Origin of the sequence: Agromyces mariniharenae (assembly GCF_008122505.1) — a bacterium.
In the GTDB taxonomy this organism is placed as follows: Bacteria; Actinomycetota; Actinomycetes; order Actinomycetales; family Microbacteriaceae; genus Agromyces; species Agromyces mariniharenae.
Window position 1 is genome coordinate 650,859 of record NZ_VSSB01000002.1, and the last position, 19,258, is coordinate 670,116.

Annotated in this window: 17 protein-coding genes; 11 read left to right on the top strand and 6 right to left on the bottom strand. The window is 70.4% G+C overall.

Annotation, left to right across the window (positions count from 1 at the left end):
- The first annotated feature begins 18 nt into the window (after window positions 1-18).
- The 5 genes from tig to clpX all read left to right on the top strand — a co-directional run bounded on the left by tig (window position 19) and on the right by clpX (window position 4,908).
- On the top strand, window positions 19-1,494 hold the full coding sequence (tig, locus tag FYC51_RS16320) for a trigger factor (RefSeq protein ID WP_148734823.1): 1,476 nt from the start codon (window positions 19-21) through the stop codon (window positions 1,492-1,494).
- Between the two features lie 68 nt (window positions 1,495-1,562).
- On the top strand, window positions 1,563-2,075 hold the full coding sequence (locus tag FYC51_RS16325; RefSeq protein WP_148734824.1) for a tetratricopeptide repeat protein: 513 nt from the start codon (window positions 1,563-1,565) through the stop codon (window positions 2,073-2,075).
- A gap of 33 nt (window positions 2,076-2,108) precedes the next feature.
- Window positions 2,109-2,741 carry an ATP-dependent Clp protease proteolytic subunit gene (locus tag FYC51_RS16330; RefSeq protein WP_274379505.1) on the top strand — a complete coding sequence of 211 codons (633 nt, stop codon included), beginning with the start codon at window positions 2,109-2,111 and terminating at the stop codon, window positions 2,739-2,741.
- A gap of 24 nt (window positions 2,742-2,765) precedes the next feature.
- Window positions 2,766-3,434 (top strand): ATP-dependent Clp protease proteolytic subunit, encoded by a 669-nt coding sequence (locus FYC51_RS16335; RefSeq protein WP_148734826.1) that lies wholly within the window; start codon window positions 2,766-2,768, stop codon window positions 3,432-3,434.
- Between the two features lie 196 nt (window positions 3,435-3,630).
- Window positions 3,631-4,908, top strand: coding sequence for an ATP-dependent Clp protease ATP-binding subunit ClpX (gene clpX, locus FYC51_RS16340; protein ID WP_148734827.1), 1,278 nt, complete (start codon window positions 3,631-3,633; stop codon window positions 4,906-4,908).
- Window positions 4,909-4,915: 7 nt separating this feature from the next.
- Here the strand turns inward: clpX and FYC51_RS16345 are convergent, their stop codons facing one another.
- Window positions 4,916-5,200 (bottom strand): hypothetical protein, encoded by a 285-nt coding sequence (locus tag FYC51_RS16345; protein WP_148734828.1) that lies wholly within the window; start codon window positions 5,198-5,200, stop codon window positions 4,916-4,918.
- A gap of 149 nt (window positions 5,201-5,349) precedes the next feature.
- Window positions 5,350-6,465 (bottom strand): septation protein SepH, encoded by a 1,116-nt coding sequence (gene sepH, locus FYC51_RS16350; protein ID WP_148734829.1) that lies wholly within the window; start codon window positions 6,463-6,465, stop codon window positions 5,350-5,352.
- Between the two features lie 205 nt (window positions 6,466-6,670).
- Here sepH and FYC51_RS16355 point away from each other — a divergent pair, with 205 nt between their 5' ends.
- Entirely contained in the window at window positions 6,671-6,964 is a 294-nt protein-coding gene (locus FYC51_RS16355; protein ID WP_148734830.1) for a DUF4193 domain-containing protein, read from the top strand.
- Here the strand turns inward: FYC51_RS16355 and FYC51_RS16360 are convergent.
- A complete protein-coding gene (locus tag FYC51_RS16360; RefSeq protein ID WP_148734831.1) occupies window positions 6,961-7,425 on the bottom strand; it encodes a DUF3093 domain-containing protein in 465 nt (154 codons plus the stop codon). The two genes, FYC51_RS16355 and FYC51_RS16360, sit on opposite strands and share 4 nt — an antisense overlap.
- Before the next feature lie 38 nt (window positions 7,426-7,463).
- Between FYC51_RS16360 and dut the strand changes: the two genes are divergently transcribed.
- The 4 genes from dut (at window position 7,464) to acnA (ending at window position 12,423) form a co-directional block, all read left to right on the top strand.
- Complete coding sequence (gene dut, locus FYC51_RS16365) at window positions 7,464-7,922, top strand: dUTP diphosphatase (protein WP_148734832.1); 459 nt, start codon at window positions 7,464-7,466, stop codon at window positions 7,920-7,922.
- Window positions 7,919-8,539 (top strand): DUF3710 domain-containing protein, encoded by a 621-nt coding sequence (locus FYC51_RS16370; protein ID WP_148734833.1) that lies wholly within the window; start codon window positions 7,919-7,921, stop codon window positions 8,537-8,539. Before dut ends, FYC51_RS16370 begins: the two co-directional genes overlap by 4 nt.
- 2 nt (window positions 8,540-8,541) lie before the next feature.
- Window positions 8,542-9,444, top strand: a complete 903-nt coding sequence (locus FYC51_RS16375) for a DUF3159 domain-containing protein (protein WP_148734834.1) — start codon at window positions 8,542-8,544, stop codon at window positions 9,442-9,444.
- 153 nt (window positions 9,445-9,597) lie between these two features.
- On the top strand, window positions 9,598-12,423 hold the full coding sequence (gene acnA, locus FYC51_RS16380; RefSeq protein WP_148734835.1) for an aconitate hydratase AcnA: 2,826 nt from the start codon (window positions 9,598-9,600) through the stop codon (window positions 12,421-12,423).
- A 79-nt stretch (window positions 12,424-12,502) separates the two neighbouring features.
- On the opposite strand, the gene FYC51_RS16385 is transcribed toward acnA, so the two are convergent.
- Entirely contained in the window at window positions 12,503-13,690 is a 1,188-nt protein-coding gene (locus tag FYC51_RS16385) for a pyridoxal phosphate-dependent aminotransferase (RefSeq protein WP_187432699.1), read from the bottom strand.
- A gap of 155 nt (window positions 13,691-13,845) precedes the next feature.
- Between FYC51_RS16385 and dxs the strand changes: the two genes are divergently transcribed.
- Window positions 13,846-15,792: a 1-deoxy-D-xylulose-5-phosphate synthase gene (dxs, locus tag FYC51_RS16390; protein WP_148734837.1), complete on the top strand. Its 1,947-nt coding sequence runs from the start codon at window positions 13,846-13,848 to the stop codon at window positions 15,790-15,792.
- Between the two features lie 51 nt (window positions 15,793-15,843).
- Here the strand turns inward: dxs and FYC51_RS16395 are convergent, their stop codons facing one another.
- Together FYC51_RS16395 and FYC51_RS16400 are read right to left on the bottom strand one after the other, a co-directional pair.
- The gene (locus FYC51_RS16395) at window positions 15,844-18,009 is read right to left on the bottom strand and encodes a 3-hydroxyacyl-CoA dehydrogenase NAD-binding domain-containing protein (protein WP_148734838.1); all 2,166 of its coding nucleotides are present in this window, start codon (window positions 18,007-18,009) and stop codon (window positions 15,844-15,846) included.
- A 5-nt stretch (window positions 18,010-18,014) separates the two neighbouring features.
- Window positions 18,015-19,220 (bottom strand): thiolase family protein, encoded by a 1,206-nt coding sequence (locus tag FYC51_RS16400; protein ID WP_148734839.1) that lies wholly within the window; start codon window positions 19,218-19,220, stop codon window positions 18,015-18,017.
- Window positions 19,221-19,258 lie beyond the last annotated feature (38 nt).

A 19,258-nucleotide genomic window follows, 5' to 3' on the forward strand; every position in this document is an offset into this window, starting at 1 on the left:
CAACAGGAGATCCTCCCCATGCCGACCACTTCGGTTGAGAAGCTGAGCCCGACGCGCGCCAAGCTCACCATCTCGGTGACGCCCGAGGAGCTGAAGCCCAGCATCGCCCACGCCTACGAGCACATCGCCGAGCAGATCAACGTGCCGGGCTTCCGCAAGGGCAAGGTGCCGCCGCCCATCATCGACCAGCGCGTCGGCAAGGCCGCAGTGCTCGAGCACGCGGTCAACGAGGGCCTCGACGGCTTCTACCGCGCCGCCGTCAGCGAGCACGAGCTGCGCCCCCTCGGTCGCCCCGAGGCCGACATCGTCGAGTGGCCGAACGAGAAGGACTTCTCGGGCGACCTGCTCCTCGCCATCGAGGTCGACGTGCGCCCCGAGATCGAGCTGCCCGCCTACGACGGACTCGAGCTCACGGTCGACTCGGTCGAGGTCGGCGACGACGAGGTCGACGAGGAGCTCCAGCGCCTGCGCAGCCGCTTCGGCACGCTCATCACGGTCGACCGCCCGGCGACGACCGGCGACTTCGTGACCCTCGACCTCGTCGCGATCATCGACGGCGCCGAGGTCGACACCGCGAGCGGCATCTCCTACGAGGTCGGCTCGGGCGAGCTGCTCGAGGGCATCGACGAGGCGCTCGAGTCGCTCACCGCCGACGAGACCACCACGTTCGAGTCGAAGCTCCTGGGCGGCGACCACGAGGGCGAGACCGCCGAGATCACCGTGACCGTGACGGCCGTCAAGGAGCGCGAGCTCCCCGAGGCCGACGACGACTTCGCGCAGATCGCCAGCGAGTTCGACACGCTCGACGAGCTCACCGCGAGCCTGAAGGAGCAGGTCGCCCGCAACAAGTCGTTCGGCCAGGGCTCGCAGGCCCGGGACCTCCTCGTCGACAAGCTCCTCGAGCTCGTCGACGTGCCCGTCGCCGACAGCGTCATCGAGGACGAGGTGCACCGCCACCTCGAGTCCGAGGGTCGCCTCGAGGACGACGAGCACCGCGCGGAGGTCTCCGAGGCCAGCACCAAGGCCTTCAAGACCCAGATCGTGCTCGACGCGATCGCCGAGGCCGAGAAGGTGCAGGTCAGCCAGGACGAGCTCACCCAGTACCTCGTGCAGGGCGCCGCGCAGTACGGCATGGACCCGAACGAGTTCGTGCAGATCCTGAGCCAGAACGGCCAGATCCCCGCCATGGTCGGCGAGGTCGCGCGCAACAAGGCGCTCGCGATCGCGCTCGGCAAGGTCACGGTGAAGGATGCCGCGGGCAACGCGGTCGACCTCTCCGAGTTCACCGCCGTCTCCGACGCCGACGAGACCGAGGCGGATGCCGCGGCCACGACCGAGGCCGCCGAGGCGCCCGCCGAGGAGCAGAAGCCGGCGCGCAAGCGCGCCGCCAAGAAGGCCGACGCCGACGAGGCGCCCGCCGACGCGGACGCCGAGGCCGAGGAGCCGAAGAAGCCCGCGCGCAAGCGGGCCACGAAGAAGGCCGACGCCGAGTAGTCGGCGATCGATCACCCCGCGGGGCCGGACGGATGCCGTCCGGCCCCGCGTCGTCTCCGGGAGGGATCGTGCAGGACTGGCAGCAGCGGGTCGACGCCGTGTGGGATGCCGCGGGCGAGATCGGCGGCGACGAGGTCGTCCGCCGCATCGACGCGCTCGCGGCCGAGCTGCCCGACGACGACCCGCGCGCGCCGTTCGAGCAGGGCGGCGCCCGCGACTCGGCGGGGCTCGAGGCCGAGGCGGAGCCGTTCTACCGGCGGGCCCTCGACCTCGGCCTCGACGGACGGCCACGCGTCGAGCTGTACGTGCAGCTCGCGTCGACGCTGCGCAACCTCGGCCGCCCGCGGGAGGCGATCGCCCTCCTCGACGCGATCGAGCCGGAGGCCGGTGACCTCCGCGACGCCGTGATCGGGTTCCGCGCGCTGGCCCGTGTCGACGCGGGCGATGCCCGGCTCGCGGCATCCGAGGCGCTGACGGCCCTGGCCGAGCACGTGACGCAGTACCGACGGGCGCTCGGCGCCTACGCCCGGGAGCTCGCGAAGAGCGCCGGCGAGCCGCGCGACGGCGCGGCATCCGCCTAGGGCGAACAGCCCCGTTCGCGTGTGTTGCACCGGATAGATTCGAGTGAACGCGACAACGGAAACGGAGCGAAATCCATGGCCGAACCGACACTGCAGCCCGGTGTGTTCGATCGACTGCTGAAGGACCGCATCATCTGGCTCGGCTCTGAGGTGCGCGACGACAACGCGAACGAGATCGCTGCGAAGCTGCTGCTCCTCGCGGCGGAGGACCCGAAGAAGGACATCTACCTCTACGTCAACTCGCCCGGCGGCTCGATCACGGCCGGCATGGCGATCTACGACACGATGCAGTTCGTGCCGAACGACATCGTCACCGTCGGCATCGGCATGGCCGCGTCGATGGGGCAGCTCCTCCTCACGGCCGGCACGAAGGGCAAGCGGTACATCACCCCCAACGCGCGCGTGCTGCTGCACCAGCCGCACGGCGGCTTCGGCGGCACCGCGAGCGACATCCAGACGCAGGCGCAGCTCATCCTCGACATGAAGCGCCGCCTCGCCGAGATCACCGCGGCGCAGACCGGCAAGTCCGTCGAGCAGATCAACGCCGACGGCGACCGCGACCGCTGGTTCAACGCGCAGGAGGCGCTCGAGTACGGCTTCGTGGACCACATCCGCGAGTCGGCGCTCGACGTGTCCGGCGGCGGCGGGACCGACCAGGCTGCGTAGGACGAGAGAAGAGAGAACGAGCGAATGAACACCCCCACCTTCGGCGGCGTCGCGAACGGCGGCCTGCAGATGCCGGGCTCGCGCTACATCCTGCCGAGCTTCGAGGAGCGCACGGCCTACGGCTACAAGCGCCAGGACCCCTACGCGAAGCTCTTCGAGGACCGCATCATCTTCCTGGGCGTCCAGGTCGACGACGCGTCGGCCGACGACATCATGGCCCAGCTGCTGGTGCTCGAGTCGATGGACCCCGACCGCGACATCATCCTCTACATCAACTCGCCCGGCGGCTCCTTCACGGCCATGACGGCGATCTACGACACGATGCAGTACATCCGGCCGCAGATCCAGACCGTCGTCCTCGGCCAGGCCGCATCGGCCGCGGCCGTGATCGCCTCGGCCGGCACCCCGGGCAAGCGCCTCGCGCTGCCGAACGCCCGAGTGCTCATCCACCAGCCCGCCATGGGCGAGGCCGGCCACGGCCAGGCCTCCGACATCGAGATCCAGGCCGCCGAGATCATGCGCATGCGCTCGTGGCTCGAGGAGACGCTCTCGCGTCACTCGAACCGCACGCAGGAGCAGGTCAACGCCGACATCGACCGCGACAAGATCCTGTCCGCCGAGGAGGCCCTCGAGTACGGCCTCATCGACCAGGTGCTCACCTCGCGCAAGAGCCTGCCGGCGCTCGCGCGCTAGCCGATCCGACCGCGTGAACGCGGCGGCCGACCGGTCCCGACCGGCTCGTCCGCCGCGTTTCGCGCGTGCGGGCCAGCGGCTGCCGCGGGGTTCGCGGAGCGCGAAACCGCGGCTCCACCCCAATACGGGCGCGCCACGCCGCAACGCTCCGATCTCGGGCTAGGCTCGGATCAGACTCGTCGACAGGGAGGGTTCGATGGCACGCATCGGGGAGAGCGCCGACCTGCTCAAGTGCTCCTTCTGCGGCAAGAGCCAGAAGCAGGTCCAGCAGCTCATCGCCGGGCCCGGCGTCTACATCTGCGACGAGTGCGTCGAACTCTGCAACGAGATCATCGAGGAGCGGCTCGCCGAGGCCGGCGAGACCGAGGCCGGCGAGTTCGAGCTGCCGAAGCCGAAGGAGATCTTCGCCTTCCTCGAGGAGTACGTCATCGGGCAGGATGCCGCGAAGCGCGCCCTGGCCGTGGCGGTCTACAACCACTACAAGCGCGTCCGCGCCCGCACGACGCTCACCCCGGCCGACCGCGCCCACGACGACGTCGAGATCGCGAAGTCGAACATCCTCCTCATCGGCCCGACGGGCTGCGGCAAGACCTACCTCGCCCAGACGCTCGCGAAGCAGCTCAACGTGCCGTTCGCCGTCGCCGACGCCACCGCCCTCACCGAGGCGGGCTACGTCGGCGAAGACGTCGAGAACATCCTCCTCAAGCTCATCCAGGCCGCCGACTACGACGTGAAGCGCGCCGAGACCGGCATCATCTACATCGACGAGGTCGACAAGATCGCCCGCAAGGCCGAGAACCCGTCGATCACGCGCGACGTCTCGGGCGAGGGGGTGCAGCAGGCGCTCCTGAAGATCCTCGAGGGCACGGTCGCATCGGTGCCGCCGCAGGGCGGGCGGAAGCATCCGCACCAGGAGTTCATCCAGATCGACACCACGAACGTGCTGTTCATCGTCGCCGGCGCGTTCGCCGGGCTCGAGGACATCATCTCCTCGCGTGCGGGCAAGCGCGGCATCGGCTTCGGCGCCCCGCTGCACAGCAAGCAGGACGAGGCCGAGCTGTTCAGCGAGGTCCTCCCCGAAGACCTGCACAAGTTCGGCCTCATCCCCGAGTTCATCGGCCGCCTTCCCGTGGTGGCCACCGTCACGCCGCTCGACCGCGACGCGCTCATGGAGATCCTCACCGAGCCGAAGAACGCGCTCGTGAAGCAGTACCAGCGCATGTTCGAGCTCGACGGCGTGGAGCTCGACTTCGAGGAGGCGGCACTCGAGGCCATCGCCGACCTGGCCGTGCTGCGCCAGACCGGCGCCCGCGGCCTCCGCGCCATCATGGAGGAGGTGCTCGGACCCATCATGTTCGAGGTGCCCTCGTCCACCGGTGTCGCCCGGGTCGTCGTCACGAAGGCGGCGGTGCTCGACAACGCGGCGCCCACCATCGTGCCGCACAAGCCGCGTCGCGCCGAGAAGTCCGCGTAGCGGCGACTCAGTCGTAGACGCGCACGAGCTGCCAGTGCGCGCCGTCGTGCTCGACGTCGAACACGTGCGTCTCGCCGTCGTCGGCGCTCGCCTGGAATCGCCAGCCCGAGATCGCCAGTGGCACACGGCCGGGCGAGACATCGTGGCCTGCGAACGGCGCCCACCAGTCGCAGGGGCCGACGAGCGCCGTCGGCATGTCGGTCACGCGGAACCGCCGCGCGCGCCATACGAGCCGCTGAGGCTCACCGGCGTCGCTCGTCCAGACCTCGACGAGCTCCTGCACCCGGGGCATGCGCACCTCCACCGCGTTCGAACGTATGTTCGAATGGTAGCACCGGGCGTGGCGCGGCGGCAGGGTCGAGAGGGCGAACCGGGCCAACCGTCAGCAGCGCGGGCCAAGGCGCTCGCGCGCTCAACCCGCCAGTTCAGGCACGCGAGTGATCAGGCGAGGTCGTCGTCGGATCGCGCGCCGAAGACGATCTCGTCCCAACTCGGCATGGAGGCGCGGCCCTTCTTGGCGGGCCGCTGCGAACCGTTCGAGCCGTTCGCGGGCTTGTTCGACGCGCCAGAGGTCTTGCCGCCGCCCCACAGCGCCCGTGCCGCGGCGCCGGGCTTGTCCTCGGGTGCGGCCTCGGCCGGCTGCGACTTCGGGGCTTCCGATGCTTGGGCCGGCGCGGGAGCGAGCGGCGGCGGCAGCTGCGGTTGCTCGGGCTCCGCGGCCGCGGACTCGCGCTCCCCGCGACGGCGTCGGAGCGCCTCGAGCAGGTCGGCGGTCTCGCCCATCGACTCCTTCGGCTCGTCCGCGCGCTTGATCGCGGCGCGGGTGACCGCGGGGCTCGACGTCGCGGGCGTCGCGCGGGCGTAGGGGAGCGGCTCGAGGTGCGGCGCGGTGTCGTGCTCGCCGAACTCGGGCTCGTCGAAGGTGAACGCGCCGCTGTCGAAGCGCGACTCGTCGGCCTCAGGGGCCACGGCGCGCAGCCGTGGGATGAGGCCGCCCTTCAGCTCGCCCTGCTGCGAGAGCGTCGTCGCCTCGCCGTTCATCGGGTGCAGCGACTGCTTGCGGGGCTCGAATCCCCACCGCGCGTCGTGGTCGATCGCGTCGGCCGTGAACTCGAGCTTGACGATCCAGCCGCGCTCCTCGTCCTTCCAGCTCGCCCAGCGTTCGCCGTGCGCGCCGAGCTTCGAAAGGCGGTCGCGGATCACGCTGCCGAACGTGGGCGGGTCGTCGTTGGGGTCGGCCTCGACCGTGACGTGCACGGGAACGGCGAGGGCGGAGGTCACCACGTGCTCGCGCTCGGCGAGGACCGGGCCCTCGAAGCGGCGGACGTAGTCGACGGATGCCCCGGTGACCTGCGCCACGTCCTCGGCGGACAGCCCGGAGCGGATGAGCGACTGCACCTCGCGCGGCGAGGGCTTCGGGCCGGTGTGCGTTTCGGGCTGCGCCTGGCGGATCCGCGACTGCAGGACCTCGTCGATCTCGATCCGGAAGCGTGCGCCATCGTCGGAGGCGGCGAGCAGCGCGCCGTTCTCGACTCCGATTACCTTCAGTTCCTGCATCGCGACAAGCCCTTCCGTGCCTTCGTCTCCGCCCAAGGATGCCACGGGCGAAGGGGAGCGTTCGGGAATAGCACGGGCGCGCCGGAAGTTGACGAGGTAGCCGGTCCGCACAGCCGTGCAAGCGGGACGCAAGTGGTTTGCTTACGCCACCGATTTGATGCAGACTATCGCCGCCGAATCTTCGGCGATGAGGAAATGGATGGGAATGGCAACGGATTACGACGCACCGCGCAAGACCGAAGACGACTCCGAGTCGATCGAGGCCCTGAAGGAGCGCGTCCCCGACAAGATGTCGGGTGTGGTGGACGTCGAAGACGCCGACAACCCCGGCGGCTTCGACCTGCCCGGAGCCGACCTCTCCGACGTCGAGCTCGACGTCGTGGTGCTGCCCCCGCAGGCCGATGAGTTCACGTGCGTGAACTGCTTCCTCGTGAAGCACCGCTCGCAGATCGACCACGAGACCAAGCTCGGTCCGATCTGCATGGAGTGCGCCTCCTAGGTCGTGCCCTCCCCGCGCTCAGGCCGTCGTGATCCGTTGATCACGGCGGCCAGTTCTTTGGGCCGACGGCTCGACAGCAGCCAGTACGGCGCCGGGTCCGCGGGATCGGTGATGGGCACGCGCACCACGGGGTGCACCCATCCGCGGATCACGAGGTACGCGCGTGCGTCGAGTCCCGTGCCGCGCTCGATGCGCGCGGCCGCGTCGAACGCGGCGACCGCCTCGCCCGTGTGGTCGAGGGAGATCTGGGCGCGGCCGGCCAGCAGCATCCGATCCCGCACCTCGATGACCGGTGCCGTGAGCGTGAGCGAGCCCACCGCGGCGATGTAGAGGACGATGCCGGTCACGATGCCGGCCGGCAGCGAGACGGGGGCGAGCACGAGGATGCTCGCGGGGACGAGCAGGAGCGTCGCGATGTAGATCCACGGCGACGGCCACAGCTTCTCGCGGTAGTCGGGCATGGAACTATCAGACCAGACTTCTGCACTACCCTCGAACAGTGACCGATTCCGTCGATGTGCTGATCACGGCCGATCGCGTCCCGTCGTACGCCCATCCGGGCGATGCGGGCGCCGACCTCCATGCCTCCGAGTCCGTCGTGCTGGGCCCCGGCGAGCGTGCCACGGTCGGCACGGGCGTCGCGATCGCGCTGCCCGACGGCTACGTCGGATTCGTGGTCCCGCGGTCGGGGCTCGCGTTCAAGCACGGCCTCACGATCGTGAACGCGCCGGGCACCGTCGACGCCGGATACCGCGGCGAGATCAGGGTCGCGCTGCTCAACACCGACGCCCGCGAGCCCTACGCGATCGAGGCCGGCGACCGCATCGCCCAGCTCGTCGTCATGCCGGTCAGCCGGGCGCGGTTCGTCAAGGTCGAGCGGCTCCCCGGCAGCCTGCGCGGCGAGGGGGGATTCGGCTCCACGGGATTCGGGGAGCACAAGTCAGGAGTGAACGCGTGAGCGACATCGAGAACGTCGACGACGTCCCCGTCGACCAGCCCAAGTCCGCACCCGAGGACCGGGCCACCGCCGGCCCGTTCGACGAGTCCGAGGCGAACCCCGTGCGGCCCTACGTCGACCTCGGCGGCGTGAAGGTGCTGCCCCGCGAGGGCCTGCACCTGCGCCTCGAGGTCGAGGAGGGCACGAAGCGCGTCGTCGCGATCGGCCTCGACTACGCCAACTCGACCCTGCAGGTGCAGCCGTTCGCCGCGCCGCGCTCCGCCGGGCTGTGGCACGAGATCCGCGCGCAGATCGCCGACCAGATCGCCCGGCAGGGCGGCACCACCACGGTGCGCGAGGGCGCGTTCGGCCCCGAGCTGCTCGCCCAGATCCCCGTCGCCGCCGCAGAGGGCCAGGCCGGGCACATGCGCCTCGCCCGCTTCATCGGCGTCGACGGTCCGCGCTGGTTCCTGCGCGGCGTGATCGCCGGCGAGGCGGCGGTCGACCCGGCCGCGGCCGCCCAGGTGGAGGACCTCTTCCGTTCGATCGTCGTCGTGCGCGGCTCGACGCCCATGCCGCCGCGCGACCTCATCCCGCTGCGCATGCCGGCCGCCTCGTCCGGCACGCCCACCGCGTAGCGATGCAGGGACCCGACGCCGAGCGCGAGCCCGGGCACGACGAGCGGGCGGATGCCGCGGCGCAGCCGCCGGCCGAACCGGCACCCGGTGCCGCCGACGCCGGTTCGGTCGACGACGCGACGTCCGCTGCCGCCGACGACGTGACGCCGTACGGCCCTGATGCGGCGACCGCCGGCGCTGCGGACCGCCCCGACTCGGGCGAGTTCGCTCGCCAGTTCGCCGCGGCCGCGGAGAAGAGCGGACTCGGCGCGATCGCGCGCGAAGAGAAGCTGACCGGCCGCGACCTCCTCACGGCGGTCGGGGGAGTGCGCGGCATCCTCGAGGCGCTTCTGCCGGGCCTCGTCTTCCTCGTGACCTACAGCCTGCTCACGAGCGTTGCGGGCCAGGACCCGCAGGCCGCCCTCGTGCCGGCCCTCGCGGCATCCGTCGGGCTCGCGGTCGTGTTCACCCTCGCCCGCATCGTGACGAAGGGGCAGCCCACCCAGGCGATCGCCGGCCTGATCGGCGTGATCGCCTCGGCCGCGCTCGCGCTCTGGACCGGCGACGCCCGCGACAACTACGTGCTCGGGTTCTTCACGAACGCGGCCTACGCCGTGGCGCTCCTGATCTCGCTCCTCGTCCGCTGGCCGGCGATCGGGCTCATCGTGGGCTTCCTGATGGGCGACGGCGTGGCGTGGCGCGAAGACCGGCGCAAGTACCGCGCCGCGCAGTTCCTGACTCTCGTCTGGATCGGGCTCTTCGTCGCACGGCTCGTGGTGCAGGTGCCGCTCTACCTCGTCGACAACGTCGAGGCGCTCGGCGTGACCCGGCTGCTCATGGGCGTGCCGCTCTACGCCCTCGTGCTGGTGTTCACGTGGCTCGTCGTGCGGGCGGTCTACCCGTCGGCCGCGCGCTCCGGCGAGTGATACAGTTATCTCGACGTCAAGATAAATCCGTCCCCATGACGGTGCCGGTCCGTGGCACGCTTAGGTGAGCCTTGCTGGATCAGCTCCCTGTCTGACGGAGAAGATGGAGCGTCGTGCGCGTGCTCGCGCGGCATCCGCGAAGGAGAGGACATCGTGTCTGCAGTGAACAGTTTCGGGGCGAAGGACACGCTCCACGTCGGTGACCAGTCCTACGAGATCTACCGTCTCGACACGGTGCCCGGTCACGAGAAGCTGCCGTTCAGCCTGAAGGTGCTCCTCGAGAACCTCCTCCGCACCGAGGACGGCGCCAACGTCACGAAGGCGCAGATCGAGGCGCTCGGCTCCTGGGTCCCGACGGCCGAGCCCGACACCGAGATCCAGTTCACGCCGGCGCGCGTGGTCATGCAGGACTTCACCGGCGTGCCCTGCATCGTCGACCTCGCCACCATGCGCGAGGCCGTCCTCGCCCTCGGCGGCGACCCCAACCGCATCAACCCGCTCTCGCCGGCCGAGATGGTCATCGACCACTCCGTCATCGCCGACCTCTTCGGCAGCGAGAACGCCCTCGAGCGCAACGTCGAGATCGAGTACGAGCGCAACGGCGAGCGCTACCAGTTCCTGCGCTGGGGCCAGACCGCGTTCGACGACTTCAAGGTCGTCCCCCCGGGCACGGGCATCGTGCACCAGGTGAACATCGAGCACCTCGCGAAGGTCATCTACCACCGCACCGTGTCGACTGACGGGGGCGACGGCGTGACCCGCGCCTACCCCGACACGTGCGTCGGCACCGACTCGCACACGACGATGGTCAACGGCCTCGGCGTGCTCGGATGGGGCGTCGGCGGCATCGAGGCCGAGGCGGCCATGCTCGGCCAGCCCGTCTCGATGCTCATCCCCAAGGTCGTCGGCTTCAAGCTCTCGGGCGAGATCCCCATGGGCGTCACCGCCACCGACGTGGTGCTCACGATCACCGACATGCTGCGCAAGCACGGCGTGGTCGGCAAGTTCGTGGAGTTCTACGGCTCGGGCGTGGCATCCGTGCCGCTCGCCAACCGCGCCACCATCGGCAACATGAGCCCCGAGTTCGGCTCGACCGCCGCCATCTTCCCGATCGACGACGTGACGATCGAGTACCTGCGCCTCACCGGCCGCAGCGAGGAGCAGCTCGCGCTCGTCGAGGAGTACTCGAAGGTGCAGCAGCTCTGGCACGACCCCGAGAACGAGGCCGTCTACTCGGAGTACCTCGAGCTCGACCTGTCGACCGTGGTGCCGTCGATCGCCGGCCCCAAGCGGCCGCAGGACCGCATCGTCCTCGCCGACGCGAAGGCGCAGTTCGAGAAGGACCTCACCGACTACGCCGACGTCGAGCACGACCTCGTCGACCTCGAGATCTCCGAGTCCTTCCCGGCGTCCGACCCGCCGAGCAACACCCCTGAGGACGAGTACAACCTGCACGTCCACCATCACCACTCGCACGCGCCGAAGTCCGCGTCGAAGCCCACGCGGGTCGAGGCCGCCGACGGGGCGAGCTACACGCTCGACCACGGCGCGGTGACGATCGCGGCCATCACGTCGTGCACGAACACCTCGAACCCGTCGGTCATGCTCGCCGCGGGCCTGCTCGCGCGCAACGCGGTGAAGAAGGGCCTGAAGGCCAAGCCGTGGGTGAAGACCACGCTGGCGCCGGGGTCGAAGGTCGTGACCGACTACTACGAGAAGGCCGGCCTCACCCAGGACCTCGAGGACCTCGGCTTCTACACCGTCGGCTACGGCTGCACCACCTGCATCGGCAACTCGGGCCCGCTCATCGAGGAGGTCTCGGCCGCGGTGCAGGAGAACGACCTCGCCGTGACCGCGGTGCTCTCGGGCAACCGCAACTTCGAGGGCCGCATCAACCCCGACGTGAAGATGAACTACCTCGCGAGCCCGCCGCTCGTGATCGCGTACTCGCTCGCCGGCTCGATGAACTTCGACTTCGAGACGGATGCCCTCGGCACCGACACGGACGGCAACGACGTCTTCCTCAAGGACATCTGGCCCGACGCGGCGGAGGTGCAGAAGACGATCGACGAGTCGATCAACGAGGAGATGTTCACGCAGCAGTACGCGAGCGTCTTCGAGGGCGATGAGCGCTGGCGCACCCTGCCGACCCCGACGGGTGCCATCTTCGAGTGGGATGCCGAGTCGACCTACGTGCGCCGGCCCCCGTACTTCGAGGGCATGACGCTCGAGACCACGCCGGTGACCGACATCGTCGGCGCACGCGTGCTCGCGAAGCTCGGCGACTCGGTCACCACCGACCACATCTCGCCGGCCGGCTCGATCAAGGCCGACAGCCCCGCGGGCCAGTACCTCACCGAGCACGGCGTCGACCGCAAGGACTTCAACTCCTACGGCTCGCGTCGCGGCAACCACGAGGTCATGATCCGCGGCACGTTCGCGAACATCCGCCTGAAGAACCAGCTCCTCGACGGCGTCGAGGGCGGCTTCACGCGCGACTTCACGCAGGAGGGCGGCCCGCAGTCGTTCATCTACGACGCGTCGATGAACTACCAGGCGCAGGGCACCCCGCTCGTCATCTTCGGCGGCAAGGAGTACGGCTCGGGCTCGAGCCGCGACTGGGCCGCGAAGGGCACGAACCTGCTGGGCGTGAAGGCCGTCATCACCGAGAGCTTCGAGCGCATCCACCGTTCGAACCTCATCGGCATGGGCGTCGTGCCGCTGCAGTTCCCGGCCGGTGAGACCGCGGACTCGCTCGGGCTCGACGGCACCGAGGTCGTCTCGATCTCTGGCCTCGAGCAGCTCAACGAGGGCACCACGCCGCGCACCGTGCACGTGGTCGCCGAGCCGAGCGAGGACTCGCCAGAGGGCAAGCAGACCGTCGAGTTCGACGCGGTCGTGCGCATCGACACCCCAGGTGAGGCGGACTACTACCGCAACGGCGGCATCCTGCAGTACGTACTGCGCTCGCTCGTCTGAGCGCTCGCTCGTCAGAGCCCGACGCACCGACGGCCCGGTCCCTTCGAAGGGCCGGGCCGTCGTCGTTCCCGGCATGTGCTCAGCCGCGGCGCCACGAGGACGGTACGCCCAGGTCGTCGAGGGCGCCCAGCATCCGCTCGCCGAGCAGCCGCAGCCGGTCGGCGGGCTCCCGGCTGAACACGAGTCGCACGTGGCGGTCGGCGATGCGGCCGCCCCACCCCGTCATGGGCGTCGCGGCCACCTTGTGCGCGAGCAGCGCGCGCGAGAGGTCCTCGGCGTCGACACCGAGTTCGCGGGCGTCCAGCAGCTGCGACCAGCCGCCGGCGGCGGGCGTCATCGGGAAGCCCCGCAGTTCGGCGCCGACCACGTCGCGCCGCTCCTGCCACGCTGCGACGCAAGCCGCGAGGCCGTCGTCGGGCGCACTGAGTGCCGCGAGCGCACCGGCCTGGCCGATGCCGCCGGCGACGATGCCGTTGTAGATGTGCACGACCGCGAGGTCGCGCATGACGAGCTCGGATGCGACCATCCATCCGATTCGCCAGCCGATCATGCGCTGCTCGCAGCTCACCGTCCCGATGGTGACGGTGCGATCGCGCATTCCCGCGAGCTGCAGCGGATGCCGCACCGGCGCGCCGTCGAAGACGATGCCCTCCATCAGGCCCCAGTAGAGCAGCCAGAGGTCGCGCTCGACGCAGAGCCGGGCGACCTCCGTCCACTCCTCGTCGGTGAGCACGCATCCGGTCGGGAACGACGGATTGAGCAGCAGGATGGCGCGCGTGCGATTCGTGACGGCCTCGGCGAGCACCTCGAGGTCGAGGCGCCATGCCCGTCCGTCGCTTCGCAGCGGCACCAGCCGCGGCACGGCGCCGACGAGCCGCACCCGGTTCACCAGGCCGGCGTAGCAGGGGTCGGTGAGGATCACCTCGTCCCCCTGGTCGACGAGCGCGAGGAGCGCATCGAGCACCGCGTCGCCGTCCGACGGCGTGATCACGACCTCCCGTTCGGGGTCGAACGCGACGCCCGAACGTCCGCGGACCCGGGCCGCGACCGCCTCGCGGAGGTCGAGCCTGCCGATGAACGGCAGGTAGGAGTTCGCCGAGAGCTCGCCCACCGCCGCGCGGGTCGCCTCGATCGCCTCGGCCGGCGGGGCGAGGTCGGTGTCGAGGTTCTCCAGCCGCAGCACGTCGGGATCGTTCCCGGCCGCGTCGGCCACGACGTCGATGTTGAAGCCGGCGACATTCGCCAGGCGTGCGGGTCGTGTTCGCATGACCGCCTCCGGGCGGCTCCCGCCGGGCCTCGGGGCCGTCGGTCGCATTCTCGTCCGGTCGGAACGAGTCCGCCACCCCCGCCGGGCACGCCCGGCGGGGTCGCGTAGAATCGACGGGTGCCTCGCCCTACCGGGGCGTGGGAAAGGCGGTTCCGATGACCCTGCTCGAGAACATCTCGGGACCGCGCGACCTCGACGCGCTGAGTCACGAGCAGCTCGAGCAGCTCGCGACGGAGATCCGCGAGTACCTCGTGGCATCCGTGTCGAAGACGGGCGGTCACCTCGGGCCGAACCTCGGCGTCGTGGAGATGACGATCGCGATCCACCGGGTGTTCGACTCGCCTCGCGACGCGATCGTGTTCGACACCGGGCACCAGTCGTACGTGCACAAGCTCCTCACGGGTCGTCGCGACCTCTCGACGCTGCGCAAGACCGGCGGGCTCGCCGGCTACCCCCAGCGGTCGGAGTCCGAGCACGACATCGTCGAGAGCTCGCACGCGTCGAGCTCGCTCTCGTGGGCCGACGGCATCTCGAAGGCGTTCGAGATGACCGGGCAGGACCACCGGCACGTCGTCGCCGTGGTCGGCGACGGCGCGCTCACGGGCGGAATGACGTGGGAGGCGCTCAACAACATCTCCGACGACAACACCCGCAAGCTCATCGTCATCGTCAACGACAACGGCCGCTCCTACGCGCCCACGATCGGCGGCATGGGCCGGTTCCTGAGCGCGGTGCGCACCAAGCAGACCTACCGCAACCTGCATCTCTCGAGCAGCCGGGCCGCCGATCGGCTGGGCGGCCCCGCGCGGGCCTTCTACCGCGGTGTCCGCGGCGGCCTGCACGGCTTCCTCAGCCGCTTCACGGGCAACGAGGCGCTCTACTCGAACCTCGACATCAAGTACCTGGGGCCCGTCGACGGCCACGACGAGCGCGCCATGGAGGAGGCGCTCCGTCAGGCGAAGGACTACGGCGCGCCCGTCATCGTGCACGCGATCACCGACAAGGGCCGCGGCTACGAGCCCGCGCGTCGCGACATCGCCGACCAGTTCCACGCCGTCGGCCAGATCGACCCCGAGACGGGGGAGTCACTCGAGAAGGCGTCGGCGCCGTCGTGGACGAGCGTGTTCGCCGACGAGCTCGTGCGGCTCGCCGAGCACGACGAGCGCCTCGTCGGCATCACCGCGGCGATGCTCCGGCCCACCGGCCTGCACCGCATGGCCGAGCGCTTCCCGAACCGCGTGTTCGACGTCGGCATCGCCGAGCAGCACGCCGCGACCTCGGCGGCCGGCCTCGCGTTCGGCGGCCTCCACCCCGTCGTCGCCGTGTACGCGACGTTCATCAACCGGGCGTTCGACCAGGTGCTGATGGATGTCGCGCTGCACAAGGCCGGCGTCACGTTCGTGCTCGACCGCGCCGGCGTCACCGGCCCCGACGGCCCGAGCCACCACGGTGTCTGGGACCTCTCGATCCTGCAGGTCGTTCCCGGCATCCGCATCGCCGCCCCTCGCGACTCGGTTCGCCTCGCCGAAGAGCTGGCCGAGGCCGTCGCAGTCGACGACGCACCCACGGTGCTGCGCTTCCCGAAGGGCACGGTCGGGGTCGACTACGACGCGATCCGCCGCACCGACGACGGCGTCGACGTGCTCGCCGAGTCCGCGCGCAAGGACGTGCTGCTCGTCACGGTCGGCCCGATGGCCGGCATCGGACTCCAGGTCGCCGAGCGCCTCGAGGCGCAGGGGATCGGCGCCACCGTCGTCGACCCGCGCTGGGTCGTGCCCGTGCCGCGCAGCGTCATCGACCTCGCACGAGAGCACCGCATCGTCGTGAGCCTGGAAGACGGGATCCGCGTCGGCGGCATCGGCACGCGCATCCGCCAGGACCTGCGCGAGGCCGACGTCGACACCGCGGTGACCGAGATCGGCCTGCCCGACGAGTTCCTCGAGCACGGCTCGCGCGGCGACATCCTCGAGCGCGTCGGCCTCACCCCGCAGCACATCGCGCGCGACGTGACCGCGATGGTGCTCGGCTCCAAGCTGCCGCACGCGCGCGGCGCGGGCCTCGAGCACGTCTCGAGCGACACGGGTTCGCAGCCGCGCGTGTGACGCGAACGGCCCCCGGCGAGTGCCGAGGGCCGTTCGAGACGACGGATGCCGCTACGCGACCGCCGCGGCCTGCTTCGAGCCGACGCCCCGGATGGCCGGGTGGTGGAACGTGTCGCCGAAGGCGCGCTCGGAGGCACCGACCCGGTCGAGGTAGGGGGTCGCCCCGCCTGCCTGGAAGGGCCAGCCCGCGCCGAGGATGAGGCACAGGTCGATGTCCTCGGCCGCCGCGACGACGCCCTCGTCGAGCATGAGCTTGATCTCGCGGGCGAGTTCGTCCTCGACGCGACGCAGGATGGTCGTCTCGTCGACGGGCTTCTTGCCGACGGTGATCGCCCTCTTCGCGTCCTTCGTGAGGTCGGTGACCTTGCCGTGCTTGTCCTTCTCGACGACGGGGCCGCCGAGCTCGGCAAGCGCGTGCAGGTTCTCCGACGAGTAGAACCGGTCGGGGAACTCGCGCACCATGGTGTCCTGCACGTGGGCAGCGACGGCCCAGCCGACCAGGTCGATGAGCTCGAACGGGCCCATCGGCAGGCCGATCGGCGCGAGCGCCCGCTCGACGACCGGCACCGGGGTGCCCTCGTCGACCGCGCGCGCCGCCTCGCCCATGACCTTGGCGAGCAGGCGGTTCACGACGAAGCCGGGAGCGTCGGCGGTGAGCACGGCGCTCTTCTTCAGCTTCGCGGCGACGGCGAACGCCGTGGCGAGCGTCGCGTCATCGGTGGCCGGGGCCTTCACGATCTCGAGGAGCGGCATGATCGCCACCGGGTTGAAGAAATGGAAGCCGACGACGCGCTCGGGGTGGGCGAGCTTCGCGCCGATCTGCTCGACCGAGAGCGACGAGGTGTTCGTCGCGAGGATCGCGGACTCGGAGAGGAACGGCTCGACCTCGGCGAACACCTGCTGCTTGACGGCGAGGTCCTCGAAGACGGCCTCGATGACCCAGTCGCAGTCCGCGAAGTCGGCCTTGTCGGTCGTGCCGCTCACGAGCGCGCGGAGGCGGTTGGCCTCGTCGGCGTCGATGCGACCCTTCTGCTCGAGGGTGCCGATCTCGTCGTGGATGTACGCGATGCCCTTGTCGACGCGCGCCTGGTCGAGGTCGGTGATGACGACCGGGATCTGGAGCCGACGCACGAAGAGCAGCGCGAACTGGCTCGCCATGAGCCCGGCGCCGATGATGCCGACCTTGGTGACCTTGCGCGCGAGTTCCTTGGCGGGCGCGCCCGCCGGCTTCTTCGCGCGCTTCTGCACGAGGTTGAACGCGTAGATCGACGCCACGAACTGGTCGCCGGCCACGAGGTCGGCGAGCGCCTCGTCCTCGCGGGCGAACGCCTCGGCCTTCGTGCCGCCCTTCGCGGCCTTCAGCAGGTCGAGCGCGACGTACGGCGACTTCGCGGTCGTGCCGATCTTGCCCTCGAGGCTCTTGCGGGCGATGTTGATCGCGATGTCCCACTTGGCGAGCCGCTCGAGCTTGCCGGGAACGTTGGGGCGCTTGACGTCGATCTTGCCGCCGAGCACGCCGTCGGCCCACTTCAGCGAGTCCTCGAGGAAGTTCACCGGCGAGAACATCGCGTCGGCGATGCCCAGGTCGAGGGCGTCCTTCGCCTTCAGCATGCGGTTGTTCTTCAGCGGGTTCTCGACGACCACGCGCAGGGCGTTCTCGATGCCGATCAGGTTCGGCAGGAGGTAGGCGCCGCCCCACGCCGGCACGATGCCGAGGAAGACCTCGGGCAGGGCGATGGCCGGCGCCGAGGCATCCACGGTGCGGTAGTCCGAGTTCAGCGCGACCTCGAGGCCGCCGCCGAGGGCGAGCCCGTTGATGAACGTGAACGACGGAACCCCGAGCTCGCCGAGCTTGCCGAAGACCATGTGGCCGAGCTGGCCCATCTTCAGCGCCATGTCCCGGCTCGGGATCTCGCCGACCTTCGAGAGGTCGGCGCCCGCGGCGAGGAAGTACGGCTTGCCGGTGATCGCGACGGCCTGGATCTCGCCGGCCGCAGCCCGCGCCTGCAGCTCGTCGAGCCGTTCGCCGAGCTCGAGCATCGTCACGGGACCGAGCGTCGAGGGGCGCGTGTGGTCGCGGTCGTTGTCGAGCGTGATGAGCGCGAGCGTGCGGCCCGAGGGCAGGCGGATGTCGCGGACGTACGAGTGCGTGACGACCTCGTCGTCGGCGAACGCGGCCGCAAGCTCGGAGAAGTCGATCTTCGAGTAGTCGGTCATGTCGCTCAGCGGCCCTTTCCGTAGCGCTTGTGGTGCGGGTTCTCCCAGATGACGCTGCCGCCCTGGCCGAGGCCGACGCACATGGCGGTGAGGCCGTAGCGCACCTCGGGGTGCTGTTCGAACTGGCGGGCGAGCTGCAGCATGAGGCGGACGCCCGACGCGGCGAGCGGGTGGCCGATCGCGATCGCGCCGCCCCACGGGTTGACGCGCGGATCCTCGTCGTCGATGCCGAAGTGGTCGAGGAAGCTCAGCACCTGCACGGCGAACGCCTCGTTGAGCTCGAACAGTCCGATGTCGTCGATCGTGAGGCCGGCGTTCTTGAGCGCCTTCTCGGTCGACGGGATCGGGCCGATGCCCATCACCTCGGGCTCGACGCCGGCGAAGCCGAAGCTCACCATGCGCATCTTGACCGAGAGGCCGAGCTCCTTCGCGGCATCCGAGCTCGCCAGGATGGCGGCCGTGGCGCCGTCGGTGAGCGGCGACGCGTTGCCCGCCGTCACGCGACCGTGCGGGCGGAACGGGGTCTTGAGGGTCGCGAGGCCCTCCATCGTGGTCTCGGGACGACGTCCCTCGTCTTCGGTCGCGAGGCCCCAGCCCTCGGGGGTGCGCAGGGCCACGGGCACGAGGTCGGGCTGGATGTGCCCGGCGTCGTAGGCGGCCTGCAGCTTCTGCTGGCTGCGCATGCCGAAGCGGTCGCTGCGCTCCTTGGTGAGCTCGGGGAACCGGTCGTGCAGTCGCTCGGCGGTCGTGCCCATGTTGAGGGCGTCGGGGTTGACGAGCTTCTCGGCCAGGAACCGCGGGTTGGGGTCGGCGTCGAGGCCCATCGGGTGGCGTCCCATGTGCTCCACGCCGCCGGCGATGACGACGTCGTACTGGCCGAAGCCGATGCCCGCGCCCGTGGTGGTCACGGCGGTCATGGCGCCGGCGCACATGCGGTCGATGGCGAAGCCCGGCACGCTGAGGGGGAGTCCCGCGAGGATCGCGGCGGTGCGGCCGAGCGTGAGGCCTTGGTCGCCGGTCTGCGTCGTGGCGGCGATGGCCACGTCGTCGACGCGTTCCTTGGGCAGGTTCGGGTTGCGCTCGAGGAGTCCGGTGATCGCCTTCACGGCGAGGTCGTCGGCCCTCGTGTTCCAGTACATGCCCTTGTCGCCGGCTCGTCCGAACGGGGTGCGGACCCCGTCGACGAACACGACATCAGCTCGTTCAGCCACGCTGCAGCTCCGTTTCGATCAGAGGATGCTTCGATCCT

What these genes read in the sequence shown, in the direction of transcription:
- tig (WP_148734823.1), top strand. Translation starts at nt 19, where the DNA reads ATGCCGACCACTTCGGTTGAGAAGCTGAGCCCGACGCGCGCCAAGCTC.
- FYC51_RS16335 (WP_148734826.1), top strand. Translation starts at nt 2,766, where the DNA reads ATGAACACCCCCACCTTCGGCGGCGTCGCGAACGGCGGCCTGCAGATG.
- clpX (WP_148734827.1), top strand. Translation starts at nt 3,631, where the DNA reads ATGGCACGCATCGGGGAGAGCGCCGACCTGCTCAAGTGCTCCTTCTGC.
- FYC51_RS16345 (WP_148734828.1), bottom strand. Translation starts at nt 5,200, where the DNA reads ATGCCCCGGGTGCAGGAGCTCGTCGAGGTCTGGACGAGCGACGCCGGT.
- sepH (WP_148734829.1), bottom strand. Translation starts at nt 6,465, where the DNA reads ATGCAGGAACTGAAGGTAATCGGAGTCGAGAACGGCGCGCTGCTCGCC.
- FYC51_RS16355 (WP_148734830.1), top strand. Translation starts at nt 6,671, where the DNA reads ATGGCAACGGATTACGACGCACCGCGCAAGACCGAAGACGACTCCGAG.
- FYC51_RS16360 (WP_148734831.1), bottom strand. Translation starts at nt 7,425, where the DNA reads ATGCCCGACTACCGCGAGAAGCTGTGGCCGTCGCCGTGGATCTACATC.
- FYC51_RS16375 (WP_148734834.1), top strand. Translation starts at nt 8,542, where the DNA reads ATGCAGGGACCCGACGCCGAGCGCGAGCCCGGGCACGACGAGCGGGCG.
- FYC51_RS16385 (WP_187432699.1), bottom strand. Translation starts at nt 13,690, where the DNA reads ATGCGAACACGACCCGCACGCCTGGCGAATGTCGCCGGCTTCAACATC.
- dxs (WP_148734837.1), top strand. Translation starts at nt 13,846, where the DNA reads ATGACCCTGCTCGAGAACATCTCGGGACCGCGCGACCTCGACGCGCTG.
- FYC51_RS16395 (WP_148734838.1), bottom strand. Translation starts at nt 18,009, where the DNA reads ATGACCGACTACTCGAAGATCGACTTCTCCGAGCTTGCGGCCGCGTTC.